The following is a 25,483-nucleotide window of genomic DNA, read 5'->3' as shown; positions in this document are numbered from 1 at the left end:
GCGGCCTGGGGGTGAAGTCAACGAAGCCTGATCTTGCGCCCCCCAGGCCCTGCGGTGTGGGCCATGGCGGCTTGTCCCGGTTTTGCCGCTGATTTGACGCTGACTTGACGCACCCACGCCGGGGAGAGGGTGGGGCGGGTGCCGCGGGCGGCTTAGGGCGTGAGCCAGGCGTGGTGGCAGGCGTGGTGGCAGGCGCGTGTGAGGTGCTGCCACATGGCGTGGCGGATGTCGGCTTGAGGCTGGTAGCTGCCATTGGCATTCAAGCCCTGAATACACGGTCTCGGCTCCATTGCGGACATTGAGCAGGCACACCGAGGCTACGGCCCTCATTCGCTGCTAAGTATCGTTTCGTAGTCTCTCGAGAACGCAAATGTCGCGTTCTCTCGGAGAGACACCATGTACCGCTATACCAGAGTGGGCCTGTTGGCCACAGTCATCATCGCCACCGGCGTTACCACGCTCGCCGCCAAGGCAAGTGGCGAGCGAGACTTTCACAGTGCAGGTTTAAAGGGCTGCACGCTCACATCTTCGAGAAAATCTCGGCGGTGACCAGCCTGGAGGCCTTGTGCACTTCGCTGTCGAGCAGGGCCTTGTTCTGGAGCAGTTCTTCGATCGAGCGGGCGTCCATCTGCGGGATGGCATCCTGCATGACATGCAGACACGCCAGTTGCCCCCACACCGGCTTCTGTGCCGATGCGCCGACCAGGTCGACCCGCAAACACAGTTGCGGGAAACGCACCGGTGGCGACGAGAAGATGTTGCCGGTCAGGCCGTACACCTGCACCTTGGGTTGCAGCACCGCATCGGCCGGCTGGCCCTGAGGCACCACCGTGAAGCCTTGCTTGCGCAGTTGAGCTTCGAGGTCGGCCTTGGCAATGCCTGCGACGTCGATGTTGTACTTGCCCAGGGTCTGGGCGTACAGGGTGGGCAGGTCATTGCCGGCATTGGCCAGGCCGACACCCAGGGCACCACCCAGCAGGAAACCCACGCCCGAACCGTTGCCAAACACCGTGGGCTTTTCCGGCATGGTGGGCTCAGCCACGCTGACCCGCTTGATGGCCGAGCGTTGGTCCGCCGCCAGTTTGGAAGAAGCGCAGCCGGTCAGGCCGATGGCCACGGCCAGAAGGGTCGTCAAAATTCGCATGGGTGTCCCTGTGTGTTGAACTGATCGCTGCGTGGCGGATGCACCGCGCTCAGCGACGTGTGTAGTATCGCCGCTCTGATGGGCAGGCCCGCACCGGGCTGAACCCGCGCCAAGACCTTTGATGAGAACCCCACACCATGTTGACCGGTGAACTGCGCAGCCAAGTCGATGCCATCTGGAACGCCTTCTGGTCAGGCGGCATCTCCAACCCCATGGAGGTGCTGGAACAGATCACCTACCTGCTGTTCATCCGCCGCCTGGACGACGCCCACTCGCTGGAAGAATCCAAAGCCATCGTGCTGGGTCAGCCCATGGCCAAACGCATTTTCCCGGTGGGGGGGGACGCCAAGGGCCGCCCGTATTCAGACCTGCGCTGGTCGCATTTCAAGCACTTTGCCCCGGCCGAGATGCACACCGTGGTGGGTGAGCACGTGTTTCCCTTCCTGCGCTCGGGCCTGCTGACGGGCGGGGGCGACGGCGCCACCTATGCCCGGCACATGAAAGATGCGCGCTACACCATCCCCACTGCGGGCTTGCTGACCAAGGTGGTGGACATGCTCGACCAGGTGCCCATGGACGACCGCGACACCAAGGGCGACCTGTACGAATACATGCTGGGCAAGATTGCGGCGGCGGGCCAGAACGGCCAGTTCCGCACGCCGCGCCACATCATTCAGCTGATGGTGGCCCTGACCCAGCCCACGCCCAAAGACACCATTTGCGACCCGGCCAGCGGCACCTGCGGCTTTCTGGTGGCGGCGGGCGAATACCTGCGCGAGGTCCACCCCCAGCTGTTCAACGACCCGGTGGCCCGTGCGCACTTCCACCACGGCATGTTCAACGGCTACGACTTCGACCACACCATGCTGCGCATTGGCAGCATGAACATGGCGCTGCACGGGGTGGACAACCCCGACATCCGCTACAAGGATTCGCTGGCGCAAGACCACGCGGGCGACGAAGAGGCCTACAGCCTGATCCTGGCCAACCCGCCCTTTGCCGGCAGCCTGGACTACGAGAACACCGCCAAAGACCTGCAAGCCATCGTCAAGACCAAGAAGACCGAGCTGCTGTTTCTGGCGCTGTTTTTGCGGCTGCTCAAGCCCGGTGGCCGCGCGGCCGTGATCGTGCCCGACGGCGTGCTGTTTGGTTCCAGCAAGGCGCACAAGGTGCTGCGGCAAATGCTGGTGGAAGAGCAAAAGCTCGACGGCGTGATCTCGCTGCCGGCCGGCGCCTTCAAGCCGTATGCGGGCGTGTCAACGGCCATCGTGCTGTTCACCAAAACCAACTCGGGCGGCACCGACCACGTGTGGTTTTACGACCTGCAGGCCGACGGCTGGAGCCTGGACGACAAGCGCCAGCCCCTGCTGGACGGCGACAAGCTGGGCGTGCGCCCGGCGCAGCCCTTGACCGAGGCCGAACACGCGAAGAACAACCTGCCCGATGCCCTGGCCCGCTGGGCGCAGCGCGATGGCGCCGAGCAAGCCCGCCCGCGCACCGCGCAGAGCTTTTGCGTGCCCAAGGCGGACATTGCCGCGCAGGGTTATGACCTGAGCCTCAACCGCTACAAGGAGGTGGTGCATGCGGTGGTGAAGCACGACAAGCCGCTGGACATCCTGGCCAAGCTCAAGCAGTTGGAAGAGGAGATTCAGCAGGGGATGGCGGCGTTGGAGGGGATGTTGAAGTGATTTCAATGCCCACTAAGCTTGGCGAACTTTGTTCCCTTATTACCAAGGGGACAACACCTACTTCTGTCGGCTTCGAGTTCTCCGATAGCGGCGTCAAATTCCTCCGGGTTCAGAACATTTTTGATGGCAAGGTGAACTATGCCGACGACACACTTTTCATTAGTGCTGACGTCCACAAGGTATTGAAGCGCTCTCAGATAGCTCCTGGAGACGTCCTTATTTCAATTGCGGGAACCATCGGGCGTACTGGGATTGTTCCTGACGATGCGCCGGAACTGAACTGCAATCAAGCCGTTGCGATTCTTCGAACTACAGAGAAGGTCGATCAGTCATATCTTCGACACTGGCTTGAAAGTGTAGAAGCCCAGCGGCAGATGCGCGGTGCCACGGTGACCGGGACGATTCAAAACTTGAGTCTTTCTCAAATTGGTGACCTGCAAATCCCGCTTCCCCCTCTCCCGGAACAACGCCGCATCGCCGCCATCCTCGACCAAGCCGACGCCCTGCGCATCAAGCGCCGCGAGGCCCTGGCCCAACTCGACAGCCTCGCCCAGTCGATTTTTGTGGAGATGTTTGGCGATCCGCTCACCAACCCGAAGGGGTGGCCGGTCGTCAAGTTTGGTGACGTTGGAAATTTGGATCGGGGGATTTCAAAGCACAGGCCGCGAAACGACCCTGCACTGCTTGGTGGAGCGCATCCTCTTATTCAAACAGGCGATGTAGCCAATTCCGGCGGATACATTCGTGCTTATAAAAGCACCTATTCGGACCTCGGGGTACGACAGAGCAAGCTGTGGCCACGTGGCACCCTGTGCATCACCATTGCGGCCAACATCGCAAAGACAGGCATCCTGACTTTCGATGCCTGCTTCCCTGATAGCGTTGTAGGGTTCAGCGCGAACGAAGAGGCAACCGTTGAGTACGTGCGGGTCTGGCTTTCATTCTTGCAAAAGACGCTTGAAGAAAATGCACCAGAGTCTGCGCAGAAGAACATCAACCTGGCCATCTTGCGTGGCCTGGACATCCCTCTCCCACCCATCGAATTGCGAGAGCACTTTGGCCAAGCACTTCGAGTACAAATGAATCTGGCGAATTCGGGTGAAAGGTCGGCCAAGCAATTGGATGCCATGTTCGCCTCCCTCCAACACCGCGCCTTCCGTGGCGAACTCTGAATGCGGCGGCACAATCACAAGACTGGAGGCCACGGGTCATGTTGAAAACTTTGAAACTCAGCCAGGTGGGGCTGGCGCCCACGCTGCAGGTCGATTGGGCCGAGCGCATCAACCTCATCGCCGGTGACAACGGCCTGGGCAAGAGCTTTCTGCTGGATCTGGCGTGGTGGGCGTTGACACGCACTTGGGCGGGCCCGGTGGCCCTGCCCGCACCCGGCAACAAAAAGGCCACGATCGATTACCTGGTCAAGGGCAAAACCCGGGCGGCCACGCCGGTGACGTCAAGCTACCGCCGTGCCGACGCCTCTTGGCCCCTGCCCGCCAGCCGCCCCACCATGCCGGGCATCGTCATCTACATCCGCATCGATGGCGGCTTCTCGGTGTGGGACCCCGCACGCAACTACTGGCGCACCGACCCCGACCGCCCGGCGGCCTACCACTTCGGTGCGGCCGACGTGTGGAACGGCCTGGACATGGAGGGGCGCCGGGTGTGCGAAGGCCTGGAGCGCGACTGGATCAACTGGCAAGAGGGTCGCAAGCCGCAGTTCGAGGCGCTGGAAGCCGTGCTGCAGGCGGTGTCGCCCCCCAGCGAGCGCCTGCGCGTGGGGCCGCCGCAGCGTCTGTACATCGGCGAGGGGCGTGACCGCCCCACGCTGCTGATGGGCTCGCAGGCCATTCCCGTGGCGCTGGCATCAGCCGGTGTGCGGCGCATGTTGGCCCTGGCCTACTTCCTGGTGTGGGCGTGGCACGAGCACCGCACCGCCGCCAAGCTGCTGGGCAAGCAGCCCGAGAACCGCGTGGTCATCCTGTTTGACGAGCCCGAAACCCACTTGCACCCCCGCTGGCAGCGCACGGTGCTACCCAGCTTGCTGGCGGCCATTGACAAGCTGCAGGGCAGCGGTGGGCACGCCCCTCAGATGCTCGTGGCCACGCATTCGCCGCTGGTCACTGCGTCTCTGGAGCCCATGTTCGACGCCGAGCGCGACGACCTGATTCACCTCTCGCTGCAAGGCGGCCAGGTGGTGGCCGAGCAGGGCGGCTGGGCCACCCAGGGCGACGCCACCAACTGGCTGGTGTCGGAGACCTTTGGGTTGGAGCAGGCCCGCTCGGTGGAGGCCGAGCAGGCCATTGAGGCCGCTGAGGCTCTGATGCGCGGCGAGCGCTCGCACGTGCCTGGCCTGGGCTCGCGCAAGGCGGTGCATGCTGCCTTGCAGCGGCTGTTGCCGGCCGGCGACCCGTTCTGGCCGCGTTGGCTGGTGAGCACCAAGGCCATCAAGGGTGTGGATGGGGGGCGAGCATGATCCCGGTGGCCAAGGTGCCTGAGCCCGATGACTTCGACGGCGAAGTCAGAACCCCTGGCCGCGCCTGGCTGAAGGCCAACCCCACCGTTGACAGACCGCCAGCGCTGTGGAGTGGTCACACCCAAGACCTTGCCGAGGGCTTTGCCAACCTGTGCGGCTACGCGGCCATGCTCGACCCGACCGGCGGCACGGTTGACCATTACCTCAGCTGCAAGAATCACAGGGAGTTGACTTACGAATGGAGCAATTACCGGTTTGCCTCAGGCACGTTGAACTCATCCAAAAAAAACGCCGACGACACGGTGCTGGATCCCTACGAAGTGCAGGCGGGCTGGTTTGAAATCTTGTTGCCCTCGCTGCAGATGCGGGTGACCGATGCGGTGCCGGCGGCCATGCGGGCCAAGGCCGAATTCACCCTCAAGCGGCTCAAGCTGCGCGACGGTGAACGCATCATCCGCTGGCGTCAGTCTTGGTATGCCATGTACAAGAGCGGTGGCTTGACGCTGGACGGGTTGCGCCAGGTGGCACCGCTGATCGCCGAGGCGGTGGACAAGGTGCTGGCGAAGGGCGGCGTGGCGCCGTGACCAGCCTCAAGTCTTCGTCTTTTTGCGCGCCTTGGCTGCGGGCTTGGGCTTGTCCTTCAGCTCGGCAGCGGGCGGTGCTTGCGCATCGTCCAGCGCCACCGATTCAGCCAGGCTGCGGAAGTTGAGCGTGGGCAGCAGCATCTGGCCGTGTACGCCTCGGCTGGTCAGCGTGCACACCATGTCGCGCGCCACGCCGTACATCAGCGACACACCGTTGACCACGGCCAGTTGCTTGCGTTCCAGCAGCGTCTTGGCGCCGTGCATGCGCACCATGCCTTGCAAGGCCAGTTGCCCGCGATAGGGCGTGGCGTTGGGCTGCTTGGGCTCAAAGCCCACCACCAGCCGGATGGCGTAGTCGCACCATTCTTTGTCGCCCCCCAGGTCTTGCACGGCCGTCTCTGACGACATTTCCATGCCCGTGGGGTTGAACACGAAAGACGAATCACGCTGGCTGTTGTCGAAGTCGGGCACAGCCACCACGTTGACCGACTCGAAGCAGCACTGCAGCAATTGCAAAGGACTAGGCTGCATGGGCCCACTCCAGGTCTTGATCCGCGGCTTCCAGCGTGTCTTGTCGCCAGGTGTGCAGCGTGGCTGCGGTCGCCCATGCCTGCGCACAAGCCACTTTGGGCTTGACCTCTTGGCTTGCCGCCAGCAAATGCATCACCTTGCTGCCACCGGCCAGTTGCATGACCGTACCACGCTCCCAGGCCTGGGGCACGCGCCGCTCGTCTTGCTTACGAAACACCACATCAAAGGTGTGGCCCAGGGCTTGGGCCACGGCAAACACGGTTTCGATGGTCAGGTTGCCTTCGCCCGACAGCACTTGCGTCACGCGGGCGCGCGACCAGCCAAGTAGCTTGGCCAGCTCGGCACGGCTCAGGCCCGCTTGGGCGAGCAGCACGGTCAGGTCTGCGGCCACCGCCACCTTGGCCACATCGGCGGCGAGGTCGGGGGTGTCGGCCAGCAGGTCGGCAAACAACGCTTGTCGTGACATGGCGTTCTCCAGAGATCTTGTCATTGTTCAGTCGGCGGGGTCACCCAGGTCACCCGGCCATCCTGGCGGGCGCTGAGGTAGCGGTTGACGGCTTGTTCGGCTGCGTTCGTTTCGGCTTCGCTGAGCTGGTCTTTGCGTTTGCTCAGGGTGCCGCACAGCAGCACGATTTTGTCGTCGGCGTAATAGAGCAGGATCCGGATGTCGCCCCGGCGGTAACGCCAGATCTTCTCGTCCTGGCCAGACACGGCGCTGTGGAAGGTGTGCGTTTCATGCAGGGCCTTTTTGTCCAACGACTTGGTGAACGGTGGCCCGCTTTGCGCCACCTTCACCAAAAACTCAAGGCCAAGCATGGCCTTGTTCCGATCCAGTTTGCTACCCAGGGCCTTGATTTCCGCCAGAACGTTGGCCGTGCTGGCATCGTTCTGGGTGCATGCCGAAGACACCTTGAAGCGATGGGGGCTGAGCGGTGCTGCTGCGCCATCCCCATCGCCAGTGAAGTCCTCCGGCCTGATCTCGGTCAGGTAGTAAACAGCTTGTTTAGTCATAGCTTAACCGAATGGTTCACGCGCGTGCACGGATAACCGCGTGAAAAGCGTGACATTCCCCCCAAATGTGTGTGTCGCGGGCTGCGCGCTCAGCGCACCTGCGGCATGTGTTTGCCATGTTAAGCCACACCCATCATGTTGCTCGCCTTGTCGGTCTAAGTTGTTGCAGTGCTTGGGTTTTTCCCAGAGGCGCTTGGGCCGCTTGTGCCAAAGCGGTCACATCCTCTGGCAAACTGCCCCCAAACATGTCAAGCAGTCGGGGGGCGCTGTCTGTGAGCAATTTCAGTTTTTTGCAAGCCGAGTGGGGCTTTCTGCATGAGTCGGCGCGCCAGGGTGAACAGGCCATTGAAACCGACCCCCGGGCGGCCTGCTTTTATGCCCGGCGCACGCTGGAGTTGGCGGTGTCATGGCTGTATGCCCATGACCCAGCGTTCCAGCTGCCGTATCAAGACACCCTCAGTGCTTTGATTCACGCGCCCAGCTTCCGTTTGCAGGTGGGTGACGCGCTGATGACCAAGGCCAAGCTCATCAAAGACCTGGGCAACATGGCGGTGCACAGCCAGAAGAAGGTGCTGCAAGCCGATGCCCTCCTGGCCACACGGGAGCTGTTTCACTTTGCCTTCTGGCTGGCCCGACGCTACGGCCGCACCGCCCGGCCTGACCCAAGCCTGAGCTTCACAGCGGCGCTGGTGCCCAAGAAGGCTGCAACGCCTGCGCCAGCCTTGACCTTGCCTCAGCTGCAGAAGCTTTCGCAAGAGCTGGCGCAAAGCAACGAAGCCCTGTCCACGTTGCGCAACGAGAAGGCCGCACTGGATGCGCAGTTGCAGCAACTGCGCGCCGAGGTGGCCGCCGCCAAGCAGGCCAACGCCGCCGAGCCCGACACGCACGATTACTCTGAGGCCGAGACCCGCAAGGCCTACATCGACCTGTTGCTTCGCGAAGCGGGCTGGGCACTCGACCCCGCCAAAAACTTCGAGATTGAAGTGGTCGGTATGCCCAACAACGAGGGCAAGGGCTATGTCGACTACGTGTTCTGGGATGACAACGGCATGCCGCTGATGCTGGTGGAGGCCAAGCGCACCACCAAGAGCCCCAAGGTGGGCCAGCAGCAGGCCAAGCTGTATGCCGATTGCCTGGAAAAAATGTTTGGGCAGCGGCCTGTCATTTTTTATTCGAACGGTTACGAGCACTGGGTGTGGGACGACTCGGCCTATCCGCCAAGGCCGGTGCAGGGCTTCTACAAGAAAGACGAGTTGCAACTGCTTGTGCAGCGCCGCAGCAGCCGCAAGAAGCTGGCCGAGACCACCATCAACCCCGCCATTGTCGAGCGCTATTACCAGACCCGTGCGGTGCGTCGCGTGGGCGAAACCTTCGAGGTGGACCACCAGCGCAAGTCGTTGCTGGTGATGGCCACGGGCAGTGGCAAAACTCGCACCGTCATTGCGCTGGTCGATGTGCTGATGCGAAGCAACTGGGCCAAGCGCGTGCTGTTCCTGGCCGACCGGGTGGCCCTGGTCAACCAGGCTGTCAACAGTTTCAAGAAATTCCTGCCTGATGCCGCACCCGTGAACCTGGTGACAGACAAGCACACCGAGGGGCGGGTGTTCGTGTCCACCTACCCCACCATGATGGGGCTGATCGACGAGGCGCAAGACGGGCAGCGTCGCTTCGGTGTGGGGCACTTCGACCTGATCGTGATTGACGAGGCGCACCGCTCGGTCTATCAAAAGTACCGTGCCATCTTTCAGTACTTCGACTGCCTGCTGGTGGGCCTGACCGCCACGCCCAAAGACGAGATCGACAAGAACACGTATGGCTTGTTCGATCTGGAGTCTGGCGTGCCCACCGATGCCTACACGCTGCAGCAAGCCATTGATGACAAGCACCTGGTCAAGCCCGTGCCCATTTCGGTTCCGCTGAAGTTCCAGCGCGAGGGCATCAAGTACAGCGAGCTGACCGATGACGAGAAGGAGCAGTGGGACGCACTCGACTGGAATGAAGAGGGCACGGTGCCCGACGAGGTTGACCCCGCCGAGCTGAACAAGTGGCTGTTCAACGCGGACACGGTGGACAAGGTGCTGGAGCTCCTGATGACCCAAGGCCACCGGGTGGCGGGTGGTGATCGGCTGGGCAAGACCATCATCTTTGCCAAGAACAACCCTCACGCTGATTTCATCGCCGAGCGTTTCAACATTCACTACCCGCAGCACAAGGGGCATTTCGCTCGTGTGGTGACCTACAAGACCGAGTACGCCCAGTCCCTCATCGACGATTTCTCGAACAAGGACAAGATGCCGCACATTGCGGTGTCGGTGGACATGCTGGACACGGGCATTGACGTGCCCGAGGTGGTCAACCTGGTGTTCTTCAAGGTGGTTCGCTCGAAAACCAAGTTCTGGCAGATGGTGGGGCGTGGCACTCGCCTGTGCAAAGACCTGTTCGGCCCCGGCCTGGACAAGCAGGATTTCTACATCTTTGACTTTTGCGGCAACCTTGAATTTTTCAGTCAGAACCCTGAGTTTTCTGAGGGTGCGAGCACCGAGGCACTGTCCACGCGGCTGTTCAAGGCGCGGGTGCAGCTGGTGCTTGAACTCGACAAGCGGGGCCCATCGGCGCCGGGGGCAGCCGAGATCGACCCGCCGCCATATGGTGACAGCCTGACCGAGGGGCAGGTGCGCAGCGACATTGCCCAGCTGCTCCACGAGACGGTTCAGGCCATGAACGTGGACAACTTCGTGGTGCGCCCGCAGCGGCGCCTTGTCGAGAAGTTTGCCAAGCCGCAGGCCTGGAGCACCCTGGGTGTCGACGATGTGGACGAGTTGAGCAACCAGCTCGCAGGCCTGCCATCGGCCTTCAGCGATGACGACGAAGAGGCCAAGCGCTTTGACATGCTGGTGTTGCGGGCGCAGTTGGCCGTGCTGCAGGCCAAGCCCGATTTCGCCTCGCTGCGGGAGCGCATCCAGCGCATTGCCTCCGAGTTGGAAGGGCAGATGGCCATCCCCGCCATCAAGGCCGAGGCGGTGCTGATCCAGGCGTTGTGCAGCGACGAGTGGTGGGAGGGCGTGACCGTGCCCATGCTGGAGACGGTGAGACGGCGCCTGCGCGCCTTGATCAAGCTCATCCCCAAGGGGCAGAAGAAAATCGTCTACACCGACTTTGAAGATTCGCTGGGGGAGGCCTCGGTCATTGAGCTGCCGCAGGTCACGACGGGCTTGAACATGGACAAGTTCAAAGACAAGGCCCGGGCATTCCTGAAATCTCACGAAACGCATTTGTCTTTGCAGCGGTTGCGGCGCAACCAGCCTCTGACGACCACCGATCTGGACGAGTTGGAAAAAATGTTGCTGGCGGCCGGTGGCACCCCAACCCTCATCAGTGAGGCCAAGACGCAATGTCAGGGGCTTGGTCTGTTTGTGCGCTCATTGGTCGGCCTGGACCACGAGGCGGCCATGCAGGCGTTCAGCGAGTTCGTCCATGGCACCACCGCCACACCGAACCAGATCGAGTTCATCAACCTGGTGGTGCAGGAGCTGACCCAGGCTGGCGTGATGGCGCCTTCGCGCTTGTTCGAATCACCCTTCACCGATGTGAATGCGCAAGGCCCACTGGGCGTGTTCTCTCCCGCCAGGGTGACCCAGCTGGTCGGTGTGCTGACGCAGATCCGTGAACGAGCGGTGGCTTGAGCGCGGTGCTCACCATGGACAAAACCTCCCTCGTGCAGCAGGTGCTCTCCCACCTGACCGACACCCTGCACCAGGCCGAGCATGCGGCGCAGGTGGCCCATGAAACAGCCACCCACGAAGAAAACATCGCTGAAAACAAGTACGACACGCTGGGGCTTGAAGCGGCTTACCTGGCCACAGGCCAGGCACGCCGCGCAGAGGCCATTCGCCGGGCCATCGCGTTGTGGCGCCAGTTTCGCCCGCGACCGCACGACGCCGGGCAGGGCATTGCGCTGGGTGCCCTGGTGTGCCTGGTCGACGCTGCGGGGCAGCAGCAATGGCTGTTCCTGGGGCCAGACGGGGGCAGCATGAAGCTGGCCTGCGGTGATCAGGCGGTGCAGGTCATCAGCACCGAGGCGCCGCTGGGACAGGCCCTGCTGGGCAAATGCGAGGGCGATGAGGTGACCCTGCCCGGTGCGGCAGGCCGGCAGGTGTTCGAGGTGCTGTGGGTGAAGTAAGGCCGCAGGTTCAGCGGGCCGCTGGCAACTGACCACGCCCCACGCTGGGCGCCACCCCAAACCAGCGCTTGTAGGCTTGAGAAAAGCTCGACAGGTCGCTGAAGCCCATGTGCTCGGCGATCTGGGTCAATGACAAGGTGCCATCGTTCAGCAGGCCTTGCGCTTGCTGGCCACGCACGTCGGCCAGCAGCATGCGGTAGCTCAGGCCCTCTTCCTGCAGCCGGCGCTTGAGGGTGCGTTCGCTCAGTCCCAGCGCACGCGCGGCCTGGGGCAGGTCGGGCATGGCTTGCGCGGGGGCGGCGGCCAGGTACTGGCGCAGGCATTCGGCAGTGCCCAGGCGGGCGCGGCGCTTGGCCATCAGCTCGTCGCAGGCGCGCTCGCACATGGCCACCGTCACGGGGTTGGCCTGCGGCAGTGGCAGCGCCAGCAGCTGGGGGGCGAGGCACAGGCTGTTGCGGCGGGCGCCGAACTCGGGGCGGATGCCGGCCATGCGCGTGAGCTCGTCCACACTGGCCGCGCCGCGTTCGGCCGCGTGCTGGAAGGTGAAGCGGCTCAGGGCAAAGGCCGGGCCCAGGGTTTCCTTCATCAGGCGTGAGGCGGCGGCCACATCGCGTTCGACCAGGAAGCGCTGCAACGCAGGCTCGACATCGGGTGGCTCGAAGTTCACGGCGAACAGCTCGCCGTCCATGGCGCCCGAGATGCGGCAAAACGCAAAGGTCAGGGGAATGGTGCGCAAGGCCAGGGCCAAGGCATCGCCTGCGGTGGCGCTGCTGATCAGGCCCAAGCCCCACAGGCCGTACAGGGCAAAGTTATAGCGCATGCCCACGTCCAGGCCCAGCCCGGGCTGCTTGCAGGCGCGCAGCAGGTTGGCCACCACGCACAGCTCCTGCTCGGCCTCCAGCTCGATGACTGGGTCAGACAGGTCTGCGGGCTTCAGGCGCGAGCGGGCCAGCAGGCGGGTGGCATCCAGCCCCTGCTCTTGGCCAAATTCGACCAGCAGCCGCACGCTGGCGGTGCTGCGCTTGAAATCCCAGAAGTTCACAAGGGGCTCGTGCAGGGTCAATACCGATGGGTTTGGCCCAAATCATAAAGCCTTTGACCTGCCGCAACATTCCCGGCGTCGGTGCTTTTGCGCATGATCCGCGGTCGACGACACCACCCTCGTCGCATCTTGAGGTTCCAGACATGCAACGCCCCGGTCCATCAGTCCGCACCAGTTTCCACACCCTCATCATCGGCGCCGGCTTTGCGGGCATCGGCATGGCCATTGCCCTGAAGAAGGCTGGCCTGGGTGAATTCCTGATCCTGGAAAAGCGCAGCGACGTCGGTGGCGTCTGGCGCGACAACACCTACCCTGGCGCGGCCTGCGACGTGCCTTCGCACCTGTATTCGTTCTCGTTCGAGCCCAACCCCAACTGGTCGCGCGTGTTCGCCCGCCAGGACGAGATCCACCAGTACCTGCGCCACTGCGCCAGCAAATACGGCTTGCTGTCGTCCATCCGGTTCAACAGTGAAGTGGCCTTTGCGAGTTACCACGAGTCGCTGGCGCTGTGGACGGTCACCCTGACCAACGGGCAGGTCTTGCAGGCGCGGCATGTGGTCACGGCCACCGGCCAGCTCAGCCGTCCGGTGTATCCCAAGATCGAGGGCATGAACAGTTTCCAGGGGCCGGTCTGCCATTCGGCCCACTGGGACCACTCGCAAGACCTGCGCGGCAAGCGCGTGGCCGTGATCGGCACCGGGGCCTCGGCCATCCAGTTCGTGCCGGCCATTGCCGACCGGGTGGGCCAGTTGTCGGTGTTCCAGCGCTCGGCGGCCTACATCCTGCCGCGCCCCGATGGCCCCTACGCCAGCTGGCGCAAGGCCATGTTCCGGGCCCTGCCGATCACCATGAAGCTGCATCGCGCACGCATCTATGCCCAGTACGAAAGCCGCGCCATCGGCTTCACGCGCATCAAGGGTCTGATGGACCTGGCCGTGGGCATGCCCTTCCGGAGCCTGCTTCGCCGCCAGGTGCCCGATGCCGCACTGCGCGCGCAACTCACGCCCGACTACCCCATCGGTTGCAAGCGCATCCTGCTGTCCAACGACTACCTGGCCACCATGGCCAAGCCCCACGTGAAGCTGGTGACGCAGGGCATTCGCCGCATCACGGCCACGGGCATCGAGACGACCGATGGTCAGCACCACCCGGCCGATGCCATCGTGTATGGCACGGGCTTTGCCGCCACCGAGTTCCTGGCGCCCATGTTGATCACGGGTCGCAAGGGGCTGGAGCTCAACACCGCCTGGCGCCAGGGTGCGCAGGCCTACCTGGGCATGACGGTGCCGGGCTTTCCCAACTTCTTCATGCTCTACGGGCCCAACACCAACCTGGGTCACAGCTCGATCATCTACATGCTGGAAAGCCAGATCGCGCATGTGCTGCGCTGCATGAAGGCTGCACAGCATGCCGGTGCCGATGAGGTCGAGGTCGATGCACAGCGCCACGCCAGCTTCAACGCCACCGTGCAGGAGCGCCTGCGCGCCACGGTGTGGCAAGGCTGCAAGAGCTGGTATGTCGATGCCAACGGGCACAACAGCACGAACTGGCCGGGTTTCACCTTCGGCTACCGCTGGCTGACGCGGCATTCTTCGCTCAGTGCCTACCGGTTCACCGCCGTGCGTCCCAGCCGCTGAACGGCGCGCCACCCCAATCGCCCCCACGACTTCCGGAAGTTCCCCATGACCACACGCATCTACCCCAACCTCCCGTTGGAGAGCGCCCGCACCATCAAGTCCACCTTCATGGCCGAGGGCGCCTTGTGCGCTGCCACGCTGTACCTGCCGAAGGACGCGCCGGATGACGTGCAGCTGCCGGCCATCCTGGTGGTGGGCGGCTGGGGCAGCATCCAGATGGCCCTGACCTCGTCGTTTGCCTTGAGCTTTGTCGAGGCCGGTTACGCGGTCATGGAGTTCGACTACCCCGGGTGGGGCAACAGCGGTGGCTTTCCGCGCCAGGGCATCAACCCCTGGCGTCGCACGCGGGTGGCCGACACGGCCCTGGCGCACCTGAAGGCGCAACCGCAGGTGCTGGCGCATGACATCACGCTGTGGGGCACCTCCTTCGGTGGCGGGCACGTGGTCGATCTGGCCACCCAGCATCCCGAGCTGAAGGGCGCCATCGTGCAGGTGCCCATGCTCGACGGCCTGGCGGCAACCCTCGCCACGCCCCTGGGCCGGCTGGTGAAAATGATCGGTCTGGGTGTGCTCGACCAGATCAAACCGGGTGCTCCCATCTTCATCCCGACGCTGGCGGAAGAAGGCGATTTCGGGACCATGGACCGCGACGGTGGCATGGACGCGATGCGGGCGGCCCTCGCGGCCCACCCCGATCACAAGTACGACAACCGCGTGGCCGCGCGTTCGGTGCTGACCATGCCGTTTTACCGCCCCTGGCTGCGCCTGAAAGACGTGAAGATCCCGATGCTGATGATCGGGGCCACGGGCGACACGGTGGCGCCTTTCGTGTCCGACAAGGTCAAGCGCGTGGGCAACCCCAACGTGCAGGTGATCGAGGTGGCGGCCAACCACTTCGACCCCTACTTCAACCCGCTGTTCCCGGAGATGCTGGCGCATCAGCTGAAGTTCTTGCGCCGCTGAATGGCCGTGCGCGGCTGCGACAATGCAGCCTTGCCCCCCAACTCGGCGCACCCTTGCCGCACGCCCCCTGATGTCTTCCCCATCGCGCCATGCCTTGCCGCAATGGCCCCATGCCTACCCGGCCACGGGCGCCAGCGCCACCTTGAAGCAGTTCAACGAAGACTTCATCGTGACCGAGCTGCCGCTGCAGCTGCCTTCGGGCGAGGGTGAGCACCTCTGGCTGGACATTGAAAAGAATGGCGCCAACACCGCCTACGTGGCGCAGCAGCTGGCCCAGGCCGCGGGCGTGGACGAGCGAGACGTGGGCTACGCGGGCCTGAAAGACCGCCACGCCATCACGCGGCAATGGTTCAGCATCTACCTGCCCACGGGCAAGGCCGGTGAAACGCCCGACCTGACCCTGCTTCAGCACCCGGAGTTCAAGGTGCTGGCGCAAGCCCGCCACGTGAAAAAGCTGCGCCCGGGTGATCTGCAGGGCAATCGCTTCCGCCTGGTGCTGCGCGACGTGGTGGGGCCTCGCGAGGCCATCGAGGCCAACCTGAAGGCCGTGGCCACGCAGGGTGTGCCCAACTACTTCGGCGCGCAGCGCTTCGGTTTTGATGGCGCCAATGTCGAGCAGGGCCGGGCCATGCTGGCCCGCGAGATTCGGGTGCGCAACCCGAAGAAGAAAGGCATCTTCCTGTCGGCGGTGCGCTCGTTCGTGTTCAACGAGGTGCTGGGGCTGCGCATTGCGCAGGGCCTGTGGGGCCAGACCGTGCCGGGCGATGTGCCCGATGCCTCAGGCCGACCCACCGGGCCTCTTTGGGGGCGAGGCCGTGTGGCCAGCACCGACCAGGCCCTGGCGCTGGAAAGCCAGGTGGCCGAGCGCCACGCCACCCTGTGTGATGGCATGGAGCACGCCGGGCTGGAGCAGGAGCGTCGCGCCCTGGTGGCCCTGCCGCAGGACATGACCTGGGAATGGCCGCAGGCCGATCAGCTGGTGCTGGCGTTCAGCCTGCCGGCGGGTCAGTACGCCACGTCGGTGCTGTGCGAGATCTTGCAGACCACCGAGCCCGAGCGGCACGCCGAGGGCGAGCCTGAGCCCGCAGCGTGATGTGCTCTACCCCTGGGGTGCGTCAGCTGGCGGTGGGCTCTGCCTGGCTGGCAGGCTCATGCGGCGCGGCGTCGGTGGGGGCTGCGTTGGCTTTGCGCTGAGCCTTTTCCACCTTCTTCAGCTTCTTTGCCTGTTCGCGCTGACGTTTTTCAAACTGGTAGTTGGGCTTGGCCATGGGCATGCTTTCTGATGAGTGTGTGCCGACCATAACACCAGCCCGCGCAGGCTGCCAGCCAGCCGGGCCATTTCTGGCCTGTTGACGCTGAACGTCGACCCAGGCGTGGCTGCTGAGCCCTGAAGGCTCAGATCGCGGTGGTCAGGCGCAGCCAGGCCTCGGGCAGGAAGCCCACGGCCCAGGCTTCCAGGCGCTTGTCCCAGCCCATCAAGATGGCCACCCCGGCCAGGGCCAGCAGGCCGCCAAAGCCTTTTTTCACACGGTCCATGCTGTGGAGTGCGCGGTCGCGCCAGCGGGCGAAACCGGCGCGTGAGGCATAGGCCACGGCCACCAGGGGCACGGCCGCACCCACGCCGAACACGCCCAGCGTGATGGCCCCGGGCAGGGCACCTCCTTCGCTCACCACCAGGGCCAGTGCCGAGGCCAGCAAGGGTCCCGAGCAAGGGCTCCACACCAGGCCCAGCACACCGCCCAGCAAGAAGGCGCCACCCAGCGAGCTGGCATCCAGCCCCGCGCTGGCGTTCTGCGCCGAACTGGCCAGGGGCATGGCCCACTGGGCAAAGCGCTCGCTCCACGACGGGATCCAGAACACCAGGGCCAGCACGATCAGCATCAGGGCCCCGGCCACGCGCACGTGGTCGGTGTCCAGCCCGATCAGCGGGCCCAGGGTGCCCACCAGCAGGCCGATCAGGGCGAAGGTGGTGGCCATGCCCAGCCCCATGGCCACCGGGGCCAGCCGGTTGTGCTGTGTGGCCCCGCCCACCACCAGGGGCAGCAAGGGCAACACGCAGGGCGACAGGGTGGTCAGGCTGCCAGCGGCCAGGCTCAGGCCCAGCTGGGGCCACGACAGGTCAAGGGGCATGGTGGGCTCGGTGCGTGAGGCTTCGGGGGCTTCAGAGGCGGTTTCAGAGGGCCGACTTCAGGGCCTGCTGCAGGGCGGCGGTGTCGGTTTCGCCAGCCAGCATGGCGGTCTGCTGCTCACCCTTGTAGACGATCACGGTGGACTGGCTGCGCACCTTCAGGGCCTTGCGCAGGGGCTTTTCCTGGTCGTAATCCACCACCAGCAAGGTGACGTCTTTCAGGGCGGGGGCACCCTTCATGCCCTGGAAGGCCTTTTCCTGCGCACGGCAGGTGCTGCACCAGTCGGCATGGAAGTGCAGCGCCACCGGCTTGCCGGCGGTCTGCGCGGTCTTCAGAGCCTGCGCCGAATAGGGCGTGATGTTCAACGCGAAGGCTTGAGAGGCCACAAAGGTCAGGGCCGTCATCAGCAGGGTCTTGATCATGAAATAGCTCCTTGGCAGGGGAAACAGGCGGTCATGTGTGCCTGCAGGAGCTCTGTCGTGGCCAGCCTGCTGAACCTGACAAACTTTTGGGGCGGGGGGTCAGGGCTGCTCGGAAGGGAGGCTTGGCGGGTTCTGCCGGGTCTGGTTCCGTTCAACGTGTTCAGCCCGTTCGGCCCGTTCTGCGCGTTCCTGGGCCAGCTGCGCCTGGAACTGCTGCCGCCCCTCTTTGGCCACGGAGATCAGGCGGGCCCGATCTGTGTGGTGCGGGTGCGTGAGCGCCATCAGGCGCAGGTTGGCCTCGCGGAACCGCTGGCGGGCCTGTTCCGCGTCTGCCGCGTCCCAGCCCAGGGTCTCAAGCACCGCGCGGGCGGTCATCAGCGAAGCGTCGAACACCTCGCGCTCGATCAGGTCCACCTGCCGGTCCATCAGCTGGTAGAAGTGGCCCACATTGCGCGCACGCGCGGCGATCTTCAGCTGCGGGAAATGCGCCTGCACCGTGTCGACGATGTCGAGCGAGGCCTGCACATCGTCCACCGCCACCACGATGACCGATGCCGTAGCGGCCCCGGCGGTCTTGAGCAGGTCCAGCCGCCTGGCGTCGCCATAGAACACCTCGGAGCCGAAATCGCGCGCGTTGTCGATGGTGTCGGGGTCGTGGTCCAGCACCACGGTGCGCACATCCTGCGTGCCCAGCATGCGCCCCACGATCTGCCCATAGCGCCCGAAGCCGCAGATGATCACGCAAGGGGTTTGCTGCGCAAAGGTCGGCGCCGTGTGCGGGCGTGCCTGGGCGCCCGAATGCGCCGTCAAGACGCGCTCCAGGCCCATCAGCAGCAGGGGCGACAGCAGCATCGACACCGCCACCGCACCGGTCAGCAGCGAGGCCAGCGCTTGCGGCAGCACGTCGGGGCTGGCCGCCTGGAACACCACGAAGGCGAATTCGCCGCCTTGCGCCAGCATCAGGGTGGTCACGTGGCGCTGTCGGGCGTCGCCTTCCACGCGCCGCATCACGCCAGCGATCACCAGCGTCTTCAGGCCCATGAACGCGGCAATCAGGCCCAGCAGGGCCCACGGCTGAGCCATCAGGGTGCCCACGTCGATGCCCATGCCCACGGCAATGAAGAACAGGCCCATCAGCAGGCCCTTGAAGGGCTCGATGTCGGTTTCCAGCTCATGGCGGTATTCGCTGTCGGCCAGCAGCACGCCCCCCAGGAAAGCGCCCAGCGCCATCGACAGGCCCAAGGCCTGCATGGCCACCGCCAGCGCGGCCACCAGCAGCAGCGAGGCCGCGGTGAAGATCTCGGCGGTGCGGCTGGCCGCGATCCAGCGCAGCAAGGGCCTGAGCAGCAGGCGCCCACCCAGCACCACGGCCACAATGGCCAGCAGGGCCTTGCCCACGCCCCACGTGGCCGTGTGCAGGTCCACGGCCTGGCCCGGTGGGCCCTGGGTGGCCAGCAGCGGCAGCAGCGCCAGGATGGGGATGGCGGCCAGGTCCTGGAACAGCAGCACCCCGAAGCCGGTCTGGCCCGCCGGGGTGGGCAGCAGCTTGCGCTCACCCAGCACCTGCAAGGCAATGGCCGTGGACGAGAGCGACAGACCCACCGCCGCGATCAGCGCGGGCATGGGGCCCCAGCCGAGCAACAGGCCTCCCAGCCCCAGCACCAGGGTGCAACCCGCCAACTGCGCTGCGCCGTGCCCGAAGATGGGGCCACGCAGGCGCCACAGTCGCTGAGGCTCCAGCTCCAGGCCCACCAGGAACAGCATCAGCACCACACCGAACTCGGCGAAGTGGAGGATGGCGTCCACGTTGGCGATCAGGCCCAGGCCCCAGGGGCCGATGGCGATGCCGGCCACCAGGTAGCCAATGATGGCGCCCAGGCCGAGGGCCCTCGACAAAGGCACTGCCACCACAGCAGCGGTCAGGAAAATCAGCGCATTGAGCAGCCAGTGGGGCACGTGTTCCATGGCCGAGATCTTCTCATTGACCGCCGCCCGGGCGGGAACCAATGCCCCCGGCTGGGGTCTGCCCACGCAGCATCATTGGACAGGGACATCTCTCTTGCGCACCGACTCGCCTCACATTCCCCGTTTCCGCCTCCTGCTGGGCTTGCTGCAAGGTGCGGCCCTGTATGCGCTGTACCAGAGCCATGACCTCAAGGTCTGGCCCGCCACCGAGCCCTTGTGGTTCGCCCCTTTGCTGATGCTGTCGGTGCTGTTGCCGCTGCTGGGGGGCAGTGCCTGGGGCCGCCTGTCGGGGCTGGCCTGGGGGCAGTGGGTGGCCGTGGCCCTCGGGGTGGTGGCCGCACTGGCCGTGTATGACCTGTGGCGCATGGGGCCGGTGCCCCAGGGCCGTTCGCCCACGGTGTTCCCCAGTTTCAATGCCTGGGCCTTCATCTCGGCGGGCCTGTTCATGGCGCAGGCGCTGGTGCTCAGTGCCGCCCAAGACGGCCGGCGCGTGGCCAGCTACACCACCTATTTCGACCAGGCCTGGAAGCTGGGCATCCAGTTGCTGTTTTCGCTGTTTTTCGTGGGCGCCCTGTGGCTGATGCTGTGGTTGGGTGCGGCGCTGTTCGGCCTGATCGGGCTCAGGTTTCTGAGGGCCTTGCTGAGCGAGTTGTGGTTCAACCTGCCGGTCAGCGCCATGGCCATGGCCTGGGCCCTGCACCTCACCGACGTCAAGCCCGACATCGTGCGGGGCATCCGCGGCCTGCTGCTGGTGCTGTTGTCCTGGATCCTGCCGGTGGTGACGGTGCTCACCGCGGGCTTTCTGGCCAGCCTGCCGTTCACCGGGCTGGAGCCCTTGTGGGCCACACGCCAGGCCACCTCGGTGCTCCTGGTCACGGCCGCGTCGCTGGTGGTGCTCATCAACACGGCGTTTCAAAACGGCGAGCGGGCAGAGCAGGTCAACCGTGCGGTGCGGTTCTGCGCCCGCCTGGCGTGCTGCTTGCTGTTGCCGCTGGTCGGGCTGGCTGTGTACGCGCTGTCGCTGCGCGTGGCCCAGCATGGCTGGAGCGCCGACCGCGTCATTGCCGCAGCCTGCCAGGTGGTGGCCTTGGGCTATGCGCTGGGTTACGCCTGGGCCGCCGTCAGCCGCGCCAACGGCTGGCTGGCGCCCATTGCCTGGGTGAATGTGCGCGTGAGCTGGTGGATCCTGGTCACCCTGCTGGCCTTGTTCACCCCCTTGCTCGACCCGTCTCGCATCGGGGTGAACGACCAGCTGCAGCGCCTGCGAGAAGGACGCATCCGCGCCGACCAGCTCGACTTCCGCTACCTGCGTTTTGAATCGGGTCGGTTTGGCGATCAAGCCGTGCGCGCGCTGGCCAAGGGCGAGCTGGCCGGCGTGCCCGCCGCCGAAGCGGCCGCTGCGGCACGGGGGGCTCAGGCTGCCTTGGCCTGGAAGAGCCGCTACGACATGCCCGAGCGCCGCACCACCGACCTCACGCTGGACGCCGCGGGCTTGCGTCGCAACGTCAAGGCCGTGTGGCCTCAGGGAGCCAGCCTGCCGGACTCGTTCCTGGCCGCCTCCTGGAACACCCCGGGGCGCATGGCGCGATTCAGTGCCGACGTGCCCAGCTGCCTGACACAGCGCGACACCGCGTGCGAGGCCGTGCTGCTGCAGATGGACGACGACCTGGCGCAAGAGGTGCTGATCCTGCAGCGGCTGCCCAGTGCCCGGGTGGTGCTGTTCGACCAGGACGCCCAGCAGGTGTGGCAGCTGGTGGGCACCTTGCCGGCGCACCTGGTCACCTGTGAAGCCCATGTCGAGCGCTTGCGCGAGGGCCGTTTCGAAGTGGTGCCCGCCCGGCTGCGTGAGCTGCGCCTGGGCGATGTGCCCGTGAGTGTGCGGGATGACGGCGGGTGGCTGAACCAGCCGCCCACCCCGCTGCCACCAGGGTGTCGCTGAGCCTCTAAAATACATTCATCATGCGTCGTTGCTTGGCTTGGTTCCTGATGGTCTGGTTGCCGCTGCAGTCTTTGTGGGCTGTGGCTGCGCCGTACTGCCAGCACGAGCCGCAGGCAACGTCTGCGGTGGCTCAGCACCTGGGGCACCACGACCACGGGCATGACCTTGCCCAGCGGGCAGCCCCCCCTGCTGACCCTGGCGTCAGCACCGATGCAGGGGCCAACGGCCACCATGACCACGCCCATTGCCACGGTTGCCATGGGCATGGCGTGGCCCTGTGGCCCGCGGCCCGCGAGCCCCTGGCTGCGGTGGGGCCTCATGGCCTGAACACCGACCGCGAAGCCGCGCGGCCTTCCCCCACGGGGCCGCGCCCCGAACGCCCCAACTGGCACGCCTTCGCCTGAGCGGCGAAGGGTGAACACGCGCTCGCGGCCCCCATGGCCGGGCGCTCCGGTGGCTTGCCTCTTCGCCAAAGCCCGCCCCTGGCGGTTCTTTCTCGGAGAAGCTTTCCATGCGAACACCTGTTGTGTCGCAGGCGGTGGCCTGGTGTCTGTGCCTGGCCCTGACCTGCACCCCGGCGGTGGCGGCGCCCCCGTCCCCTGTGCCGCCCCATCCATCCTCTTCTGGCATTCACACCGAGCATGCCTTGGGTGCCTTGCTGGCACAGGCCTGGGCGCGCCACCCGATGGCCGTGGCCGCCCAGCCGCGGCTGCAGGCGGCCCAGGCCCAGCAGGCTGCAGCCCAGAGCCTGTGGGCCGGCGCGCCTGCCGTGGTGCTGCAGGCCGTGGGCGACGGCCCGGCCCGTGCGGTCAACCAGGCCGCTGGCCGCCGCGAGATCGAGGCCGGCCTGGCCTGGCCCGTGTGGCGGGTGGGCGAGCGCGCCCTGGCCCAGCAGCGTGCGCAGGCCAGCCTGCAGCTGTGGCACGCCCGCCTGCAGGCCGAACGCTGGCAGCTGGCCGGGGCACTGCGCGAGGCCTGGTGGGCGGTGTGGCGTGCCCAGGCCGATGCGCAGGCTGCACAGGCCCGAGCGGAGGGCCTGCAGCGGCTGCATGCCGATGTGGCCCGCCGTGTGGCCGCGGGTGATCTGGCCCGGGCCGATGGGCACCAGGCGGCCATGGCGGTGGCCCAGGCCCAGGCGGCCTTGGCCGAGGTGCAGGCCCGGCACCAGCAGGCCTTGAGCAGCCTGCAGGCCTTGACGGGCGAGCCGCTGGTGCAGGGTGCTCCGGCTGAGGTGTCCGGGCCCCAGCCCGAGCCCGGCATGCCGCCGCTGAGCCCCGAGGCTCAGGGCGAGCCAGGCCTGCCGCAGCCCGAGGGCCACCCCTTGCTGTCACTGGCGCATGCGCAACAGGCCGAGGCGGCTGCCCAGGCCCGGTGGCAAGCCGTGGCGGCCGACGCGCCCCCTGAACTGACGGTGCTGGGCACCCGCGGCCGCGAGCAGGCCGGAGAGGCCTGGCGCCAGAGTGTCACGGTGGGCCTGCGCTGGCCCCTGGGTGACGGGGGTGAGGCGCCGGCCCGCCGCCTCCAGGCCCAGGCCGACCAGCTCGAAGCCGAAGCGGCCACGGCCCAGACCGCGACCCGCTTGAAGGCCGAGTGGCACAGCGCCCAGGCCCGCTGGCAGGCCATGGTGGCGCAGTGGCAGGCCACGCAGCACCAGGCGCGCCTGGCCCAGGAGGCCCGAGGCTTCTGGGTGCGTGCCTTTGAACTGGGTGAGGCCGACCTGCCCACCCGCCTGCGGGCCGAACAGGAGGCCCACCAGGCCTTGGCAGCCCTGGCCCGTGCCGAGATCGAGTGCCGAGCCGCATGGTCGGCCTGGCTTCAGGCGCAGGGGCGAATGCCTGAGGCTGCCTCGGTGTGGCCGCGGCCCGCCCCGTGATGCCCATGCCTTTCCACCCTGCATCGACAACTTTTGCAAGCCCTGCCGGCTCCGCCCGGCACGGCGGGAAACACCCCATGACTTCCTGGTTCATGCCTTTTTTCTGGTGCCTGGCCCTGCTCACCCGCGCGGCCTGGGCCGGTGGTGATCACGACCACAGCCACGACCACGACCACGACCATGCCGAACCCCTGGCCGCCGAAGCGCGGGCTGTCTCGGCCATCTCGGGCGGCTCGGCCGATGCGCCATGGCGCTTTGTGGCCGTTTCAGACCACACCGAGGTGGTCGGTGTGCTGCAAGGCCGCCAGCTCACGCTGTACATCGATCACGCGGCCGACAACCGCCCCCTGGAGGGCGCCACTTCGGCCTCCCAGGTGCGCTTGACCGTGAAGGGCCGAGAATTGCCGCTGCGCGCGCAGGCCCCTGGCACCTTCAGCGCCGACTGGCCCGAGCCCTTGCTGGCGGGCGACCACGCGGTGTCTGTGCGGGTGCAGGCCGAGGGCCGATCAGAGCAGCTCGATGCGGTGCTGCGTCTGCCCGGGGCGGCATCGGCCGAGCCTGATCACGACGAGGCACACGCGCATGGCCATGGCGGCAACGGGTTCACCGCTTTCATCCAGGCCCGCGGGCCATGGGGGCTCGGCGCTGTGGTCTGGCTGCTGGCCGGGCTGTTGGCCTTGGTGCTCGCAGGCATTGGCCTGGCGCGCATGGGTCTGGCGTTCCGGGGCTGGCGTGCACGCCGCCGCGCGGGGGCGCGGGCCTGGCTGGTGGCCGGGCTGGCCGTGGGCCTGGCTGGCGCTGTGATGCCGCCCGAGGCTCAGGCCTCGCCTGGCCATGACCATGATGACGAAGCACCCGCGGCCGCGGTGGCCGATGGCCTCTCGCCCAGGCGCCTGCCCGACGGCCGCGTGTTCCTGCCCAAGCCGGTGCAGCGCCAGTGGGTGCTGCGCACGCAGCCCGTGCGCGCCGTGACCCAGGCCCGCAGCCTGGAGCTGCCCGCCCAGGTGCAGATGGACCCGCAAGCCGGTGGCCGCGTGCAGGCCCTGGTGGCCGGGCGCCTGCAGCCCGGGCCGCAGGGCTTTCCAGCCTTGGGGCAGGCCGTTCGGCAAGGCCAGTTGCTGGCCGAAGTGGTGCCCGCACTGGGCACGCTGGAGCGCAGTGGCCAGCAGGCCCAGCTGGCGGCCCTGAAGGCTGCCCTGGCCCAGGCCGAACGGCGCGTTCAGCGCCTGCAGGCCTTGTCTGACACCGTGCCGGCCAAGGAGCGAGAGGCTGCGGGCATCGAGGTCGCGGGCCTCCAGGCCCAGGTGGCCGCCGTGAGCCAGGGCCTGCAGGCCCGCGATGCGCTGAGGGCCCCTGTGTCGGGCGTGATCGCGTCGGCGCAGGCGGTGGCCGGGCAGGTGGTCGACGCCGGGGCGCTGGTGTTCGAGGTGGTCGATCCGCAGCGCCTGCGCATCGAGGCCCTGGTGCATGACCCGGCCCACATCGCCCTGCTGGGCGCCGCGGGCGGTGCGGTCTCGCGGGCCTGGGTGCAGGTGGGCGAACAGAGCGTGGCCTTGCGCCCGCTGGGCGTGGCGCGCAGCCTGCGTGAACAGGCCTTGCCCCTGGCCTTTGCCGCGCAGGGGCCTGGCGTGTCGGGCCTGGCCGTGGGGCAGACCGTGCGCGTGTGGGTGCAGGCCGGGGTGCCGGTGTCGGGGCACCCGGTGCCTGCCGCTGCCGTGCAGCGCAATGCGTCGAACCTGTCGATCGTGTGGGTCAAGCAAAGCCCCGAGCACTTCGAGCCCCGCGTGGTCACCACCGAGCCCCTGGACGGGGCCCAGGTGCGCGTGACCTCGGGCCTGCGTGACGGCGATCGCGTCGTCACACAGGGTGCCAGCCTGCTCAACCAGACCCGCTGAGGAGCCC

Annotated in this window: 21 protein-coding genes and 1 pseudogene; 13 read left to right on the top strand and 9 right to left on the bottom strand. The window is 66.2% G+C overall.

Annotation, left to right across the window (positions count from 1 at the left end; genetic code table 11):
- Positions 1-520: 520 nt before the first annotated feature.
- Positions 521-1,144, bottom strand: a complete 624-nt coding sequence (locus EYS42_RS09440) for a hypothetical protein (RefSeq protein ID WP_130967900.1) — start codon at positions 1,142-1,144, stop codon at positions 521-523.
- Positions 1,145-1,281: 137 nt separating this feature from the next.
- On the opposite strand from EYS42_RS09440, the gene EYS42_RS09435 reads away from it, so the two are divergent.
- From EYS42_RS09435 to EYS42_RS09420, 4 genes are read left to right on the top strand one after another with little or no spacing between them, the layout of a single operon-like run.
- Entirely contained in the window at positions 1,282-2,832 is a 1,551-nt protein-coding gene (locus tag EYS42_RS09435) for a type I restriction-modification system subunit M (protein ID WP_130967899.1), read from the top strand.
- A gap of 5 nt (positions 2,833-2,837) precedes the next feature.
- The gene (locus EYS42_RS09430) at positions 2,838-4,004 is read left to right on the top strand and encodes a restriction endonuclease subunit S (protein ID WP_130967898.1); all 1,167 of its coding nucleotides are present in this window, start codon (positions 2,838-2,840) and stop codon (positions 4,002-4,004) included.
- A 38-nt stretch (positions 4,005-4,042) separates the two neighbouring features.
- On the top strand, positions 4,043-5,305 hold the full coding sequence (locus EYS42_RS09425) for an AAA family ATPase (protein ID WP_130967897.1): 1,263 nt from the start codon (positions 4,043-4,045) through the stop codon (positions 5,303-5,305).
- Positions 5,302-5,889, top strand: coding sequence for a hypothetical protein (locus tag EYS42_RS09420; RefSeq protein WP_130967896.1), 588 nt, complete (start codon positions 5,302-5,304; stop codon positions 5,887-5,889). Before EYS42_RS09425 ends, EYS42_RS09420 begins: the two co-directional genes overlap by 4 nt.
- 6 nt (positions 5,890-5,895) lie before the next feature.
- On the opposite strand, the gene EYS42_RS09415 is transcribed toward EYS42_RS09420, so the two are convergent.
- From EYS42_RS09415 to EYS42_RS09405, 3 genes are read right to left on the bottom strand one after another with little or no spacing between them, the layout of a single operon-like run.
- The gene (locus tag EYS42_RS09415) at positions 5,896-6,420 is read right to left on the bottom strand and encodes a hypothetical protein (protein ID WP_130967895.1); all 525 of its coding nucleotides are present in this window, start codon (positions 6,418-6,420) and stop codon (positions 5,896-5,898) included.
- The gene (locus EYS42_RS09410) at positions 6,410-6,886 is read right to left on the bottom strand and encodes a helix-turn-helix domain-containing protein (RefSeq protein ID WP_165456703.1); all 477 of its coding nucleotides are present in this window, start codon (positions 6,884-6,886) and stop codon (positions 6,410-6,412) included. The genes EYS42_RS09415 and EYS42_RS09410 overlap by 11 nt, the downstream gene beginning before the upstream one ends.
- Positions 6,887-6,906: 20 nt before the next feature.
- Positions 6,907-7,431, bottom strand: coding sequence for a type II toxin-antitoxin system RelE family toxin (locus EYS42_RS09405; RefSeq protein WP_130967893.1), 525 nt, complete (start codon positions 7,429-7,431; stop codon positions 6,907-6,909).
- Between the two features lie 272 nt (positions 7,432-7,703).
- On the opposite strand from EYS42_RS09405, the gene EYS42_RS09400 reads away from it, so the two are divergent.
- The gene (locus EYS42_RS09400) at positions 7,704-11,114 is read left to right on the top strand and encodes a DEAD/DEAH box helicase family protein (RefSeq protein WP_130967892.1); all 3,411 of its coding nucleotides are present in this window, start codon (positions 7,704-7,706) and stop codon (positions 11,112-11,114) included.
- A gap of 14 nt (positions 11,115-11,128) precedes the next feature.
- Positions 11,129-11,611, top strand: coding sequence for a GreA/GreB family elongation factor (locus EYS42_RS09395; protein WP_130967891.1), 483 nt, complete (start codon positions 11,129-11,131; stop codon positions 11,609-11,611).
- Between the two features lie 10 nt (positions 11,612-11,621).
- Here EYS42_RS09395 and EYS42_RS09390 read toward each other — a convergent pair whose 3' ends face one another.
- A complete protein-coding gene (locus EYS42_RS09390) occupies positions 11,622-12,653 on the bottom strand; it encodes an AraC family transcriptional regulator (protein WP_130967890.1) in 1,032 nt (343 codons plus the stop codon).
- Between the two features lie 143 nt (positions 12,654-12,796).
- Here EYS42_RS09390 and EYS42_RS09385 point away from each other — a divergent pair.
- From EYS42_RS09385 to truD, 3 genes and pseudogenes are all read left to right on the top strand, one after another.
- Positions 12,797-14,281, top strand: a pseudogene (locus EYS42_RS09385) (flavin-containing monooxygenase); the annotation flags it as partial.
- A gap of 54 nt (positions 14,282-14,335) precedes the next feature.
- Positions 14,336-15,253: an alpha/beta hydrolase gene (locus EYS42_RS09380; RefSeq protein WP_130967888.1), complete on the top strand. Its 918-nt coding sequence runs from the start codon at positions 14,336-14,338 to the stop codon at positions 15,251-15,253.
- Positions 15,254-15,323: 70 nt separating this feature from the next.
- A complete protein-coding gene (gene truD / locus EYS42_RS09375; protein WP_130967887.1) occupies positions 15,324-16,346 on the top strand; it encodes a tRNA pseudouridine(13) synthase TruD in 1,023 nt (340 codons plus the stop codon).
- A 22-nt stretch (positions 16,347-16,368) separates the two neighbouring features.
- On the opposite strand, the gene EYS42_RS17070 is transcribed toward truD, so the two are convergent.
- From EYS42_RS17070 to kefC, 4 genes are all read right to left on the bottom strand, one after another.
- Positions 16,369-16,521 (bottom strand): hypothetical protein, encoded by a 153-nt coding sequence (locus EYS42_RS17070; RefSeq protein ID WP_165456702.1) that lies wholly within the window; start codon positions 16,519-16,521, stop codon positions 16,369-16,371.
- A 127-nt stretch (positions 16,522-16,648) separates the two neighbouring features.
- A complete protein-coding gene (locus EYS42_RS09370; RefSeq protein ID WP_130967886.1) occupies positions 16,649-17,383 on the bottom strand; it encodes a cytochrome c biogenesis CcdA family protein in 735 nt (244 codons plus the stop codon).
- A gap of 43 nt (positions 17,384-17,426) precedes the next feature.
- A complete protein-coding gene (locus tag EYS42_RS09365; protein WP_130967885.1) occupies positions 17,427-17,804 on the bottom strand; it encodes a thioredoxin family protein in 378 nt (125 codons plus the stop codon).
- Between the two features lie 99 nt (positions 17,805-17,903).
- Positions 17,904-19,769 (bottom strand): glutathione-regulated potassium-efflux system protein KefC, encoded by a 1,866-nt coding sequence (kefC, locus tag EYS42_RS09360; RefSeq protein ID WP_130967884.1) that lies wholly within the window; start codon positions 19,767-19,769, stop codon positions 17,904-17,906.
- Between the two features lie 94 nt (positions 19,770-19,863).
- Between kefC and EYS42_RS09355 the strand changes: the two genes are divergently transcribed.
- From EYS42_RS09355 to EYS42_RS17315, 4 genes are all read left to right on the top strand, one after another.
- Positions 19,864-21,708, top strand: a complete 1,845-nt coding sequence (locus EYS42_RS09355; RefSeq protein ID WP_165456701.1) for a DUF4153 domain-containing protein — start codon at positions 19,864-19,866, stop codon at positions 21,706-21,708.
- A 20-nt stretch (positions 21,709-21,728) separates the two neighbouring features.
- Positions 21,729-22,112 (top strand): hypothetical protein, encoded by a 384-nt coding sequence (locus EYS42_RS09350; RefSeq protein ID WP_130967882.1) that lies wholly within the window; start codon positions 21,729-21,731, stop codon positions 22,110-22,112.
- Positions 22,113-22,219: 107 nt separating this feature from the next.
- Complete coding sequence (locus tag EYS42_RS09345; RefSeq protein WP_130967881.1) at positions 22,220-23,581, top strand: TolC family protein; 1,362 nt, start codon at positions 22,220-22,222, stop codon at positions 23,579-23,581.
- 77 nt (positions 23,582-23,658) lie between these two features.
- The gene (locus EYS42_RS17315) at positions 23,659-25,476 is read left to right on the top strand and encodes an efflux RND transporter periplasmic adaptor subunit (protein WP_245503577.1); all 1,818 of its coding nucleotides are present in this window, start codon (positions 23,659-23,661) and stop codon (positions 25,474-25,476) included.
- Positions 25,477-25,483: the final 7 nt, after the last annotated feature.

Origin of the sequence: Aquabacterium lacunae, from assembly GCF_004310865.1 — a bacterium.
Classification (GTDB): domain Bacteria; phylum Pseudomonadota; class Gammaproteobacteria; order Burkholderiales; family Burkholderiaceae_C; genus Aquabacterium; species Aquabacterium lacunae.
This window is presented reverse-complemented; position numbering and strand designations above follow the sequence as displayed.